The sequence below is a fragment of the Stenotrophomonas sp. PS02289 genome (genome assembly GCF_029960115.1).
Classification (GTDB): Bacteria; Pseudomonadota; Gammaproteobacteria; order Xanthomonadales; family Xanthomonadaceae; genus Stenotrophomonas.
The window spans coordinates 1-13,080 of sequence record NZ_JASCOZ010000122.1 but is presented as its reverse complement, the minus strand read 5'-3'; the positions used below and the strand labels follow the sequence as shown (position 1 = coordinate 13,080).

The window sequence follows — 13,080 nt, the reverse complement described above, 5'->3', positions numbered from 1 at the left end:
TCATGCCCTACCGCACTGATGACCGCTATCGGCGGTCGACTGTCGTGCGACCCTACCTTCGGCATTGCCGGCTACGCCTACACCACCGGGATGAATGGCAAATTGCCGGATGCCCCGACATCATCGCAATGGCGGGGACCGGTAGCGTCGGTCGACAGACGACGGCCGCGAAATCATCCGCGACCGATAACGCATGACCTTTGAACGGTGACACGCTTCTTCGTTGCGGGTCATGCCCTACCGCACTGATGACCGCTATCGGCGGTCGACTGTCGTGCGACCCTACCTTCGGCATTGCCGGCTACGCCTACACCACCGGGATGAATGGCAAATTGCCGGATGCCCCGACATCATCGCCATGGCGGGGACCGGTAGCGTCGGTCGACAGACGACGGCAGTGAAATCATCCACGACCGGTAACGCATGACCTTTGAACGGTGACGCGCTCCATCACCATTCACCCCACTCCTTCGACTCCGGCGCTGATGTTGCATCCCGCTCAAGAAACGTCGGCAAAGGATCAATGCGCCCCACTGAGTGCGGGATCCGCTGCTCGGCCATTTCCAGATCAAAACGCACCTGCAGGTTCATCCAGAACCACGGAGAGGTGTCGAAGTAACAGGCCAGGCGAAGCGCGGTGTCAGCGGTGATCGCTCCGGTGCCTCTCACGATGCTGGCGATGCGCGTACTGGACACATGCAGCGCGCAGGCCAATGCCCGAATGGAAAGGCGGTTCGGGCGCATGAAGTCATCGCGCAGTATTTCGCCTGGATGCAACGGTGGTATCTCTTCACTGCGCAGCATGAGTATTCCCCCGGGTGTAGTTCGGGTCACGCCACCCGTGGCATCGGTGAACGAACGCCGCCGGATTCATCCCAGCGAAACGGATGCAACTGCGTCGACGCCGTGGCTCAAGCCGGGCACGCAGGTGCCCTGCCCGCGCAGTGCGCAGGGGTGTTTGGGACTTCATTGGATTCTCCTCTTTACGGTCGGGCGCTTACGAGAGCGGGCATTGCGACCGTGTTGGGTTCATGGCGACGCGCGTAGCGCGTCCCTACAGGATCACTTCAGTCGCGGCCGAAGCCCGGGCTGGCCCAGCCTTCCCGGCGCGCTCGCTGTACTTCGTCTTCTTCACCGTACGGCGGTTCGGGCAGGCCGATGCACATCTCATGTGCCACGTCGTCGGAGGCATCGCGAATCACGTTGCTCCACAGCGTGAGGTCCACCCGATTCGGGTTCTCGCTGAGCTGCACGACCCGCTCCATGAACAAGCGAATTGCTTCTGCCGGTGCGTAGTGCTGCTCCATCACCGCGCCTTTGAAGCGACAGCGCAGATCATCTTCCACTCGTGCCTTTACCCAGACCGGCTTTCTCATCGGCGTGTCCTCCGCCGGGGGCGCGGCCGAGGGTGATGGCGGTACTCGCGCACCTGCGTGTAATGCACCTCGCGCAGCAGTTCCGTCGGCATGTGCAGCACGCGGAAGCCCGGCGGGTAGACCGGCGTGGAGATGATGCGCCTGCCGTCGAACTCGATCTTGAACCACGTGCCCTTCCCCAGCCCCATGTAGCGCAGCCAGCTGCCGCGCATCATCAGGTGCTCCGCACCACCGATGTCATCGTCGAAGAACGGCGGGGGTGTGGGTGGGGTGGCACCACATGTGGCGCAGCGATGCGCGGGTGCAGCGTTGTTGAACTGATCTTCGGGTACGTCCGACCATTGCGGTTGCATGGCAAACCTCCTGCAGAGTGCGACCCCTGCCGGAATGGCAAGGGGTCGGGAGGTTAGAACCGTGAAGATAGAGAAGAAACGGCGGGCGTATTCCCCCCTTGCGGGGGTGTTGTATTAGCCACCCTCCCGACGCAGGACGTACGTTCCCACGCAGGACAACCTTCTCTATCTATCGGAGATTCTACGCTCCGGGGCCTACCCTGCAGGAAACAAATGCCGATAAAAATAGGCATTTGCGGCAACATCGTGGCGGGTTTTTGACGCGCGGGCAAATGGTGCGACGCAATTAGCGCAGTGGTTTTGCGAGAGGCTTGTGGGAGTAGAGAGGTGGGTGATGCAGGTGTGCGGGGATTGCGTGCGGGGCGATGTTTGGATTTGTGACGTGTGTGGGAATTTTGAGGCAGGCGGTGTTGGAACCGGCAGCGGTTTTGGGCCGCGTGCGTCATTGGGGATGATGCGGGGAGCGCGTTTCGATCAGGGATTCATGCGTTAAAGAATGTTGGTCGTTTCACGGCGATCGTCTGTCGACCGATCCCACCATTTCTCCGACCATTTGCATCAAGCCCAGGGTTCCAGTGATCCCCACCATCCCAGTGAAGCCCAGCATTCCAGTGATGCCCAGCATCCCAGTGAAGCCCAGGATTCCAGTGGTGCCCAACATCCCAGTGATGCCCAACATCCCAGTGATGCCCAACATCCCAGTGAAGCCCAGCATTCCGGTGATGCCCAGCATCCCGGTGATGCGCAGCATCCCGATGGGGCAAGTGGATAGGCGATACAGGGGTTTTGATTTCCCACGGCCACCGACGCACTGTCGTGGCGGATTGGGGTGGGCTGGAGGGGGCGTGAGCCGCATGGATGCGGCGACCGAGCTTACATGGACGTACTTGCAGCGTCCCCCGGAACGCCCATCCCGAGCCGCCAACCCAGGGATGCAGTGAACCGAGGGTTGTTCGCCCAAAACCAACAGCAGCCGGGCAGCGCCCGGCGATACGTAGTCCGTCGAATGCCGATCAGAGTCGCACGAGAATCAGTGGCCGCCGGCAGAAGCAGCACCGGCACCCGCACCGAACGGCGGCTTGGCCAGCCACAGGAACGCGATGATCGCCAGGAACACCCAGCCCAGCAGGAAGAAGATGTCGTTGAAGCCCATCTGCGATGCCTGGTGGTTGATCATGTTGTTCAACGCCGCTGCACCATGTTGCAGGTCGCCCTGCCCCATTGCCGCTACCTGTTCCTGCATGCCCGGCGTGTACACCGAAATGTGCTCCGTCAGGTGCGCGTGGTGCTCCTGCGTGCGGTGCGCCCACAGCCACGTCGTCAGCGACGCCGCGAAGCTGCCGCCCAGCGTACGCAGGAACGTTGCCAGGCCCGAGCCTGCCGCGATCTCACGGCCGTCCAGGTCCGAGAGCAGAATCTGCAGCACCGGCATGAAGAACAGCGCCACGCCCACGCCCATGATCAGCTGCACCCCCGCCACGTGGGTGAAGTCCACCTGCAGGTTGAAGTTTGAGCGCAGGAAGCTCGTGAACGACAGGAACACGAACGCGAACGACGCAATCATCCGCATGTCGAAGCGCGACGCGTACTTGCCCACGAATGGCGTCATGATCACCGGCAGAATGCCGATCGGTGCTGTCGCCAACCCCGCCCAAATCGCCGTGTAACCCATGTCACGCTGCAGCCATTGCGGAATCAGCAGCGACACACTGAAGAACGCCGCGTACGCCACCACCATCGCCAGCGTGCCCGCACGGAAGTTGCGGTGCCGGAACAAGCGCAGGTCCACGATCGGGTCCTTGTCCGTCAGCTCCCAGATCAGGAATACCGCCAGAGCCACCACCGCCACACACGCCAGCACCACGATCTTCGGCGAGGCAAACCAGTCTTCGTCGTTGCCCAGGTCCAGCACCAGCTGCAGCGCACCCACGCCGATCACCAGCGTGATCAGGCCGATGTAATCCATCTTCGGCTTTTCAATGTGCTCCGGCCGGCCCTTCAACTGGCTGCCCACCACCAGCGCCGCGAAGATACCCAACGGCACGTTGATCAGGAAGATCCATTCCCAGCTGTAGTTGTCGGTGATCCAGCCGCCCAGAATCGGGCCGCAGATCGGCGCCACCACCGTGATCATCGCCAGCAGCGCCAGCGCCTGTCCCCGCTTCTCACGTGGATAGATCGACACCAGCAGCGACTGCGTGATCGGGTACATCGGCCCCGCCACGAACCCCTGCAGCGCGCGCGACACCACCAGCATGCCCATGCTCTGCGCCAGGCCACACAACAGCGACGCCACCACGAACGACAGCGTCGCCCAGATGAACAGCTTGGTTTCGCCGAAGCGACGGCTCAGCCAGCCCGTCAGCGGCAGCGCGATCGCCGTGCTCACCGCAAACGAGGTGATCACCCAGGTCGCCTGCTGCGAGCTGGCCCCCAGGTTGCCGGCAATGGTCGGCAGCGACACATTGGCGATGGTGGTGTCGAGCACCTGCATGAACGAGGCCATCGCCAGGCCGGCAGTACACAGCGCGACATTGGCCGGCCGGAAGGCACCGGCCGCCGACGGCGCGCCCGGATTACCGGGCGCGGTAGGAGCTTGTGCGGACATCGTTTCGGTCTCAGCTCGCCTTGGCCTGCTGCGGCAGGTTGGCCTGGATGATGGTGTGGATCATGTCGTCAGCACTGTGCAGCTGCTTGGCGTACACGTCGGTGTCGAACACCTGGCCCTTGGCCGCTTCGGTCGGCAGCACCGTGCCCTTCTGGTCGCGCAGGCTCACTTCCGCCTTCATCGACAGACCAATGCGCAGCGGATGTTCGGCCAGCTGCTTGGCGTCGATGACGATGCGCACCGGAACGCGCTGCACGATCTTGATCCAGTTGCCGCTGGCGTTCTGCGCCGGCAGCAGCGAGAACGCCGAACCGGTGCCCAGGCCCAGGCTGTCGATGCGGCCGGTGTAGTGCACGTCGCCGCCGTACAGGTCCGACTTCAGCTCCACTTCCTGGCCCAGGCGCATGTGGCGCAGCTGGGTTTCCTTGAAGTTCGCTTCCACCCACATCTGTTCGGTCGGCACCACCGCCATCAAGGCGTTGCCCGGCTGCACGCGCTGGCCCACCTGCACCGAACGACGGGCCACATAACCGGTGACCGGTGCGACGATGCCAGCACGGGCGTTGTTGAGGTACGCCTGACGCAGCTGCGCGGCGGCGGCCTGCACGTCCGGCTGGGTCGCGATCACGGTGTCATCAACCAGCGCGCGGCTGCGCTCGAAGGTCTCGCGCGAACCGGCCACCGCGGCTTCAGCCGCAGCCAGCTCATCGCGGGCGTGTGCCAGTTCTTCGTTGGAGATCGCACCGGTGGCGGCCAGGTCCTTGCGGCGGGCGAAGTCTTCGCGCACGCGCTTGAGGGTGACGTTGCGGGCGTTCAATTCCGCCTGCGCGCCTTCAACGCTGCGGTACAGACCCCGCACTTCACGCACGGTCTTGGCCAGGCTGGCCTCGGCCTGCTGCAGCGCCACTTCGGTGTCGGCCGGGTCCAGCTGCACCAGCAGCTGGCCGCGCTCCACGCGCATGCCGTCGTCGGCGTTGATGGCCACCACGGTGCCGCTCACCAGCGGGGTGATCTGCACCTGGTTGCCCTGCACGTAGGCGTCGTCGGTTTCTTCAAACCAGCGGCCGAACATGAAGTACCACAGGGCGAACGCAGCCAACAGCAGGACCACGATGACCACAAGGCCGCGCAGCAGCTTGCCGCGACGGGACGGAGCTGCCGGTGCGGCAGCAGGAGCAGATGTCTGGCTCATGAAGGATGTCTCAGGAATGCGTGGAATCAGTGGGGGCGGCGAGCGTGGCGGTGTCGCCGGACGGGGTGAAACCACCGCCCAGCGCCTGGCTCAACTTCACCGAAACAAGAATCTGGCGGGACTGCAGCTCGGCCAGGCGCTTCTGCGCGACCAGCAGCTGTTCTTCCACCACCAGCACATCGAGGTAGCTGCCAATGCCGGCGCGGTAGCGCTGCTGGGCCAGGTCCTGTGCGGCCTGCGCGGTGTTCAGCGCCTGCTGCTGGGCCGCAGCCTGGTCGGCCAGCGAACGCACCGCGTTGACCTGGTCGGCAACCTCGCGCAGCGCGCCGACCACCGACTGGTTGTAGTCGGCCACGGCCAGGTCGTACTGCGCGTCGGTCTTGTCGAGGTTGGCGCGCAGGCGACCGCCGTCGAAGATCGGCAGGCTCAGCGCCGGGCCCAGGAAGGCGAAGGTGGAGCTGCTCTTGAGCAGCTGGTCGACTTCACTGTTGACCACCCCGCCCAGCGCGGTGAGGTTGAGGCTGGGATAGAACTTCGCCTTGGCCGCATGGATCTCCTTGCCGGCCGCTTCGACGCGCCAGCGCGCGGCAACGATGTCGGGGCGACGGCCCAGCAGTTCGCTCGGCAGCACGCCAGGCAGCTGCAGCGCCAGCGGGTTGAGCGGCTGCGGGCGTTCGATCTGCAGGCCGCGGTCCGGGCCCTGCCCGACCAGGGCCGCGAGCGCGGTGCGGGCCTCGTCGATCTGCTGCTGCGCCGCCTGCAGCTGCTGCTGCGCGGCCGGAATGCGGGTTTCGGCCTGGCGCACCTGCAGGTCGCTGTCGATACCCGCGCTGCGGCGCTGCTGGGTCAGCTTCAGCGTTTTCTGCGCGCGCTCCAGCTCACCGTTGGCCACGTCATGCAGCTGCCAGGCGTAACCGAGCTGCGCATAGGCTTCGGCAATCGCGGCCGACAGGTCCAGGCGCGCGGCCTGCGCATCCACTTCGGCGGCGTGGCCGCTGTCCACGGCGGCTTCCCAGGCGGCGCGCTTGCCGCCCCACAGGTCGATGCCGTAGCTGAAACTCAGATAGCCCTGCACGCTGCCGGCATAACTGCCGCCCATCTCGTCGCCGACCATCGATTCGGGCAGGCGCACGCCTGTGTAGCCGGCCGAGGCATTCAGGCTGGGCAGGCGGTCGGCACGGGCGGTGCCGATCTGCGAACGCGCCTGGCGCAGGCGCGCGTCGGCGGCGTCCAGGCCCGGGTTGTGCTGCAGGCCTTCGGCGATCAGCGCGTCGAGCTGGGGATCGCCCAGCGCGCGCCACCAGTCGGTGGCCGGCCAGCCCGGCTGGCTCAGGTCCTGCCCGGCCAGGGTGCGCTGGGTCTGCAGGTGGTCAGCGTCGATCAGCTGGCCCTGCGGTTGCAGGCCGCCGGTGCTGGCGCAGGCGGCCAGCGCCAACGCCAGTGCGGCCGGCAGCAGCGGCTGCAGCCGGAAGGTGCGTGAAGTAGTCATGGTCATGGCGTCGTCAGGGAATCGCGAACACGGGTCAACAGGGAAAGCAGCTGGGCGCGCTCATCAGCGCTCAGGTCACGCATGGCGTCATTGATGGTCGCTTCGCCGCGCAGCTTCAGCCGGGCCCACAGCGCGCGGCCCTCGTCGGTCAGCACGATCTGCAGCGCCCGCCGGTCCTGCGCGTGGGGTTCACGGCGCACGCAGCCCAGGGCTTCCAGCTTGTCCAGCAGGCGGGTCACCGCGCTCGGCACCTGGTCCAGCGCCTGGGCCAGCTCGTTGGCGGTGCACGGCGCGCGGAACGACAGCACCTTCAGCCCCAGGTAGTGGGTGAAGCCGATGTCCAGGTTTTCCTCGGCCATCGAGATGTCGAGCTGGCGCATCAGTCCATCACGGACCTGGCGCAGCAGCAGACCCAGGCTGGGCGGGGTGGTTTCGGGGCAGATCATCATGGGTGCACACTTTACTTCCATCAAATATATTTCTCAATGGAAATATATAAGTTGGAAGCAATTGGACTCTGACTGCATTCAGCAGCGTGATGACGGGATCCGATTTCTTCACATGGCTTGGCATCCCTTGCCGCATCCGGATAATCGACCGCCTGCGAGGGCGACAGCCGTCGCCGTCCTTTGCCACAGGTAACAATCCCGCATGACCGATCTAGCCCGACCCGTGTTCCACGGCTTTGAACAGCTGCCCCTGCGCGAGTACGCGGAACGGGCGTACCTGGATTACTCGATGTACGTGGTGCTGGACCGCGCCCTGCCGTTCATCGGCGACGGGCTCAAGCCGGTGCAGCGGCGCATCATCTATTCGATGAGCGAGCTGGGGCTGAACGCGGCCTCCAAGCCGAAGAAGTCGGCCCGTACGGTCGGTGACGTCATCGGTAAGTACCACCCGCACGGTGACAGCGCCTGCTACGAAGCGCTGGTGCTGATGGCACAGCCGTTCTCGTACCGCTACCCGCTGATCGAGGGCCAGGGCAACTTCGGTTCCAGCGACGACCCGAAGTCGTTCGCGGCGATGCGTTACACCGAATCCAAGCTGACCCCGATCGCCGAAGTACTGCTGGGTGAGATCAACCAGGGCACCACCGACTGGGTGCCGAACTTCGACGGCACCCTGGAAGAGCCGACCTGGATGCCGGCGCGCCTGCCGCACCTGCTGCTCAACGGCACCACCGGCATCGCCGTCGGCATGGCCACCGACGTGCCGCCGCACAACCTCAACGAGATCGTCAGCGCGCTGCTGCACCTGCTGGATGATCCGGACGCGAGCATCGCCGACCTGTGCGAGCACGTGAAGGGCCCGGATTACCCGAGCACGGCGGAAATCATCACCCCGCTGGCCGACCTGCGTCAGATGTACGAGACCGGCAACGGCAGCGTGCGCGCGCGTGCCACCTTCACCAAGGAAGGCACCAACATCGTGGTCACCGCGCTGCCCTTCCAGGTCTCGCCGTCGAAGGTGATCGAGCAGATCGCCGCGCAGATGCGCGCCAAGAAGCTGCCGTGGCTGGAAGACCTGCGCGACGAATCCGACCACGCCAATCCGGTGCGGCTGGTGCTGCTGCCCCGCTCCAACCGTGTCGATGCCGAACAGCTGATGGGCCACCTGTTCGCCACCACCGACCTGGAGCGCAGCTACCGGGTCAACATGAACGTGATCGGGATGGACGGGCGTCCGCAGGTGAAGAACCTGAAGATGCTGCTCACCGAATGGCTGCAGTTCCGCCAGGCCACCGTGACCCGTCGCCTCAGCCACCGCCTGGAGAAGGTCGAGCGTCGCCTGCACCTGTTGGAGGGCCTGCTGGTGGCGTTCCTCAACCTGGATGAAGTGATCCACATCATCCGCACCGAGGACGAACCGAAGAAGGCGCTGATCGCGCGCTTCGGGCTGAGCGACGACCAGGCTGAGTACATCCTGGAAACCAAGCTGAAGCAGCTGGCACGCCTGGAAGAAATGAAGATCCGCGGCGAGCAGGACGAGCTGGCCAAGGAACGCGACAAGATCCAGTCGATCCTGGACAGCAAGGCCAAGCTGAAGAAGCTGATCCGCGACGAACTGACGGCCGACGCCAAGAAGTTCGGCGATGCCCGCCGTTCGCCGCTGGTGCAGCGTGGCGCAGCGCAGGCCATCGACGAAACCGAGCTGGTGCCGAGCGAGCCGATGACCGTGGTGCTGTCGGAAAAGGGCTGGATCCGTGCGGCCAAGGGCCACGACATGGACCCGTCCACGCTGAACTACCGCGAAGGCGACGCGCTGCTGGGCGCGGTGCGTGCGCGCAGCACCCAGCAGGTGGCGTTCCTGGACAGCGAAGGTCGCGCCTACTCCACTGCGATCCACACCCTGCCCTCGGCACGTGGCAATGGCGAACCGCTGACCGGCCGCTTCTCGCCGGCCGCCGGCAGCGCCTTCATGACCCTGGCCAGCGGCGAGAACAACACCCGCTTCGTGCTGGCGTCCTCGCACGGCTACGGCTTCGTGACCCGCTTTGAGAACCTGGTCGGCCGCAACAAGGCCGGCAAGGCAATGCTCAACCTGACCTCCGGCTCCAAGGTGCTGACGCCTTCGATGGTGGCCAATCCCGAGACCGACCGCATCGTGGCGGTGACCAGCTCGGGCAATCTGCTGGCGATTCCGGCCAGCGAACTGCCGGAACTGGACAAGGGCAAGGGCAACAAGATCATCGAGATCCCCAAGGCCAAGCTCGCCACCGAGCGCGTGGTCGCGGTGGTCGCGGTGGCCCCGGGCAACACCCTGCAGGTGCACAGCGGTGCGCGGACCATGAACCTGTCGTTCAAGGATCTCGAACCGTACCTGGGCGCGCGTGCCACGCGTGGCCATCTGCTGCCGCGTGGCTGGCAGAAGGTGGAAGGGTTGAGCGTGGAGTAATCGCGGCCACAAAAAAACCGGGGATTTCCCCGGTTTTTTTGTAGGTGGCTGGCTGGCATTGGCTGGCTGGCGACCGAAAACGGTAGGTGCCGACCGTTGGTCGGCACACAGACAAATCAATGCGCGGCAGTGCCCTTGGCTTCGAGCTTGCTGGTCTGGTACAGGGCCAGGCCGATGCGCTTGATCAGGCTCAGCTGCTGTTCCAGCCACCAGGCGTGGTCTTCCTCGGTGTCCTTCAACTGCACCAGCAGCATGTCGCGGCTCACGTAATCCTGGTGCTGCTCGCACAGCTTCATGCCGGCGGCCAGGTTGTTCCGTACGCTGTACTCGGTGTCCAGGTCCTTGCGCAGCATCTCTTCCACGGTCTCGCCGGGTTCGAACGCGTGCGGACGCATGTCCGGGTTGCCGCCCAAGAACAGGATGCGGCGCAGCAGCGCGTCGGCGTGCTGGGTCTCCTCTTCCATCTCATGGTTCAGGCGTTCGTACAGCGCGAACAGGCCCTGGTCCTCGTAGCGGCGCGAATGGATGAAGTACTGGTCGCGTGCTGCAAGCTCGCCGCGCAGCAGTTCCTTCAGGCAGGCGATGACGTCCGGGTGACCTTTCATGGGGGGCTCCTTGTGAATCGATGCGCGCATGGTGCCCTATCTTTTCCGGCGGTGATCTAATCAGAATCAGTCGCAGTTGCGCTCGCAGCCCGCCCGGCCTGCATTCACGCGACATCCACAGCCCCTACAATCGGCCTTCCACCGGAGGGGAGTCGCGGAATGCGTCGTTGGCTGAAGCGGGTGCTGGGCTTGGTGCTGCTGGTTGCGGTTGTCGGGATTGCCTTGGTCTGGTGGCTGCTGCGCGGCAGCCTGGCCCCACTGGATGGCGAGGGCACGCTGGCTGGGCTGCAGGCTCCGGTGACCGTGCAGCGCGACGCGCTGGGCGTGGTCACCATTGATGCGGCGTCCTCCACCGACGCGATGCGCGCCCTGGGCCAGGTGCATGCGCAGGAACGCTACTTCGAAATGGATCTGATGCGCCGTGCCGCTGCGGGCGAGCTGGCCGAGCTGTTCGGCCCGGCCGCCATCGACGTGGACAAGCGCATGCGCGTGCACCGGCTGCGCGCACGCACCGATGCGCATCTGGCGGTGGCCGTTGGGGACCAGCAAGCGGAACTGGACGCCTACGTGGCCGGGGTCAATGCGGGTGTTGCCGGCCTGCGCGTGCGGCCGTGGCCGTACCTGCTGCTGCGCCAGGCACCGGCGCAGTGGAGCGCGACCGACTCGGTGCTGACTGGATTGGCGATGTATGCCGATCTGCAGGATCCGGCCAACCAGACCGAGCTGGCGATGACCCGCATCCGCGCGGTGGTGCCACCGGCGCTGTATGCGTTGCTCGCGCATGAGGGCAGCGAGTGGGATGCGCCGTTGTTCGGCGAAGCGCGGGGGAATGCGGTGTTGCCGGGAGCGGACCAGGTTGATCTGCGTAACGACCAACGGGCGTCACCTACCGCATCCACCGCTGCGATGCGGGAGCAGGACGTGAAAGGCAGCAACAATTTCGCGGTTGCCGGTGCACTGACTGCGGATGGCCGTGCCATCGTGGCCGATGACATGCACCTGGGCCTGCGCGCGCCCAGCCTGTGGTTCCGGGTGCGACTGCGCTACCCCGACCCTGCGGCCGCCGGCGGAAAGGTGGACGTGAGCGGCTTCTCGCTGCCGGGGCTGCCCGCCATCGTCGTCGGGAGCAACGGGCATGTGGCCTGGGGCTTCACCAACAGCTACATCGATACCGCCGACTTCAAGCCGGTGGCCGCGCATGCGTCGGGCATCCGCATCCATAACGAACGCATCCGCGTGGCCGGACAGCCCGACGTTACCTTCACCGTTCGCGAAACCGACTGGGGGCCGATCCTGCATCGTCGCCCGGACGGCAGCGGCGACGCGCTGCGTTGGACCGCGCAACTGCCCGGTGCGGTGCGCCTGGATTTTGCCGGGATGGCCCGCGCCGGCGACCTCGACCAGGCGCTGGCGATTGCCGACCGTTCCGGCATTCCGACCCAGAATCTGCTGCTCGCTGACAGCCACGGCCGGATTGCGTGGCGGCTGCTCGGCGCGCGTCCGGACCGCTCCCCGTCCTGCCCGCCCACCGGCTTCAGCGCCATCGCGCCGGCGGACTGCCCACCCTGGCCGATCCGCAGCGATGCAGCACCGTCGCTGATCGACCCGCCCACGCATCGGCTGTGGACCGCCAATGGCCGCGTGCTCGACGGTTCGGCGCTGGAGGCCGCAGGCAACGCCGGCTATGACCTGGGCGCGCGTGGCCGACAGATCCGCGATGACCTGTTTGCCAGGGAAAGCTTCAGCGAGCGCGATCTGCTGGCGATCCAGCTGGATGACCGCGCGGTGTTCCTCGAACGCTGGTACACCCTGCTGCGTGATGTGGTGACGCACAGCGACGACCCGGCGCTGAAGCGACTGGAAGTAGCCACCCGCAGCTGGGAGGGGCATGCCTCGGTCGATTCGGTCAGCTACCGCATCACCCGCGGCTTTCGTGGCAAGGTGTTGGAGGCGGTCGCCGATGGACTGCTGGCACCAGCCAAAAGCGCATTGGGCGATGACTATCTGGAACCCCGCCTGGCGCAGCTGGAAGGCGTGCTGTGGCCGCTGGTGAGCGAGCGTCCGGCGCATCTGCTGCCGCCGCCGTATGCGAGCTGGGACACGCTGCTGGCCGACGCGGCGCGTGGGCTGGAGGGCGAACTGGCCGAGCGCGGCCCGGACCTGGGCAAACGCACCTACGGCGAACTCAACACCGCCGCGATCTGCCACCCGGTCAGCCGCGCCCTGCCCGCCTTCACTCACCGATGGCTGTGCATGCCGGCCGACCCGCTGCCCGGCGACAACAACATGCCGCGCGTACAGGGGCCGTCATTCGGTGCGTCGCAGCGCATGGTGGTGTCGCCCGGCCACGAGGCCGACGGCATCATCCACATGCCCGGCGGACAGAGCGGGCATCCGCTGTCGCCGTTCTGGGGAGCCGGGCATGAGGATTGGGCGCAGGGCAAGCCGACGCCGTTTTTGCCGGGGAAGGCGACGCACACCCTGACATTGAAGCCACAGTGATCGGTAGCGCCGGCCGTTGGCCGGCCCACGTGTTGCGGCCTGCGTTCATGAGGGCCGGCC

The 13,080-nt window shown here is 65.7% G+C and carries 11 protein-coding genes; 2 read left to right on the top strand and 9 right to left on the bottom strand.

Annotation, left to right across the window (positions count from 1 at the left end):
- Positions 1-450: 450 nt before the first annotated feature.
- From QMX83_RS15620 to QMX83_RS15585, 8 genes are all read right to left on the bottom strand, one after another.
- Complete coding sequence (locus tag QMX83_RS15620) at positions 451-804, bottom strand: HigA family addiction module antitoxin (protein WP_282297558.1); 354 nt, start codon at positions 802-804, stop codon at positions 451-453.
- Positions 805-1,067: 263 nt separating this feature from the next.
- A complete protein-coding gene (locus QMX83_RS15615; RefSeq protein WP_282297557.1) occupies positions 1,068-1,376 on the bottom strand; it encodes a hypothetical protein in 309 nt (102 codons plus the stop codon).
- On the bottom strand, positions 1,373-1,729 hold the full coding sequence (locus QMX83_RS15610) for a hypothetical protein (protein ID WP_282297556.1): 357 nt from the start codon (positions 1,727-1,729) through the stop codon (positions 1,373-1,375). Before QMX83_RS15610 ends, QMX83_RS15615 begins: the two co-directional genes overlap by 4 nt.
- A gap of 508 nt (positions 1,730-2,237) precedes the next feature.
- Entirely contained in the window at positions 2,238-2,480 is a 243-nt protein-coding gene (locus QMX83_RS15605) for a hypothetical protein (protein WP_282297555.1), read from the bottom strand.
- Positions 2,481-2,759: 279 nt separating this feature from the next.
- Positions 2,760-4,337, bottom strand: a complete 1,578-nt coding sequence (locus tag QMX83_RS15600; protein ID WP_282297554.1) for a DHA2 family efflux MFS transporter permease subunit — start codon at positions 4,335-4,337, stop codon at positions 2,760-2,762.
- Positions 4,338-4,347: 10 nt separating this feature from the next.
- Entirely contained in the window at positions 4,348-5,529 is a 1,182-nt protein-coding gene (gene emrA / locus QMX83_RS15595; RefSeq protein ID WP_282297553.1) for a multidrug efflux MFS transporter periplasmic adaptor subunit EmrA, read from the bottom strand.
- A gap of 10 nt (positions 5,530-5,539) precedes the next feature.
- On the bottom strand, positions 5,540-7,018 hold the full coding sequence (locus QMX83_RS15590; RefSeq protein WP_282297552.1) for an efflux transporter outer membrane subunit: 1,479 nt from the start codon (positions 7,016-7,018) through the stop codon (positions 5,540-5,542).
- 2 nt (positions 7,019-7,020) lie between these two features.
- A complete protein-coding gene (locus tag QMX83_RS15585) occupies positions 7,021-7,464 on the bottom strand; it encodes a MarR family transcriptional regulator (protein WP_125359169.1) in 444 nt (147 codons plus the stop codon).
- A 205-nt stretch (positions 7,465-7,669) separates the two neighbouring features.
- Between QMX83_RS15585 and parC the strand changes: the two genes are divergently transcribed.
- Positions 7,670-9,913 carry a DNA topoisomerase IV subunit A gene (parC, locus tag QMX83_RS15580; RefSeq protein WP_282297551.1) on the top strand — a complete coding sequence of 748 codons (2,244 nt, stop codon included), beginning with the start codon at positions 7,670-7,672 and terminating at the stop codon, positions 9,911-9,913.
- A gap of 116 nt (positions 9,914-10,029) precedes the next feature.
- Here parC and bfr read toward each other — a convergent pair whose 3' ends face one another.
- Positions 10,030-10,518, bottom strand: coding sequence for a bacterioferritin (bfr, locus tag QMX83_RS15575; RefSeq protein WP_282297550.1), 489 nt, complete (start codon positions 10,516-10,518; stop codon positions 10,030-10,032).
- A 159-nt stretch (positions 10,519-10,677) separates the two neighbouring features.
- Here bfr and QMX83_RS15570 point away from each other — a divergent pair, with 159 nt between their 5' ends.
- The gene (locus tag QMX83_RS15570; protein ID WP_282297549.1) at positions 10,678-13,020 is read left to right on the top strand and encodes a penicillin acylase family protein; all 2,343 of its coding nucleotides are present in this window, start codon (positions 10,678-10,680) and stop codon (positions 13,018-13,020) included.
- The last annotated feature ends 60 nt before the right edge of the window (positions 13,021-13,080 follow it).

Bases quoted from the DNA above. Each gene is read 5' to 3' on its own strand.
- QMX83_RS15620 (WP_282297558.1), bottom strand. From the start codon at position 804: ATGCTGCGCAGTGAAGAGATACCACCGTTGCATCCAGGCGAAATACTG.
- QMX83_RS15615 (WP_282297557.1), bottom strand. From the start codon at position 1,376: ATGAGAAAGCCGGTCTGGGTAAAGGCACGAGTGGAAGATGATCTGCGC.
- QMX83_RS15610 (WP_282297556.1), bottom strand. From the start codon at position 1,729: ATGCAACCGCAATGGTCGGACGTACCCGAAGATCAGTTCAACAACGCT.
- QMX83_RS15605 (WP_282297555.1), bottom strand. From the start codon at position 2,480: ATGCTGCGCATCACCGGGATGCTGGGCATCACCGGAATGCTGGGCTTC.
- QMX83_RS15600 (WP_282297554.1), bottom strand. From the start codon at position 4,337: ATGTCCGCACAAGCTCCTACCGCGCCCGGTAATCCGGGCGCGCCGTCG.
- emrA (WP_282297553.1), bottom strand. From the start codon at position 5,529: ATGAGCCAGACATCTGCTCCTGCTGCCGCACCGGCAGCTCCGTCCCGT.
- QMX83_RS15590 (WP_282297552.1), bottom strand. From the start codon at position 7,018: ATGACTACTTCACGCACCTTCCGGCTGCAGCCGCTGCTGCCGGCCGCA.
- QMX83_RS15585 (WP_125359169.1), bottom strand. From the start codon at position 7,464: ATGATCTGCCCCGAAACCACCCCGCCCAGCCTGGGTCTGCTGCTGCGC.
- parC (WP_282297551.1), top strand. From the start codon at position 7,670: ATGACCGATCTAGCCCGACCCGTGTTCCACGGCTTTGAACAGCTGCCC.
- bfr (WP_282297550.1), bottom strand. From the start codon at position 10,518: ATGAAAGGTCACCCGGACGTCATCGCCTGCCTGAAGGAACTGCTGCGC.
- QMX83_RS15570 (WP_282297549.1), top strand. From the start codon at position 10,678: ATGCGTCGTTGGCTGAAGCGGGTGCTGGGCTTGGTGCTGCTGGTTGCG.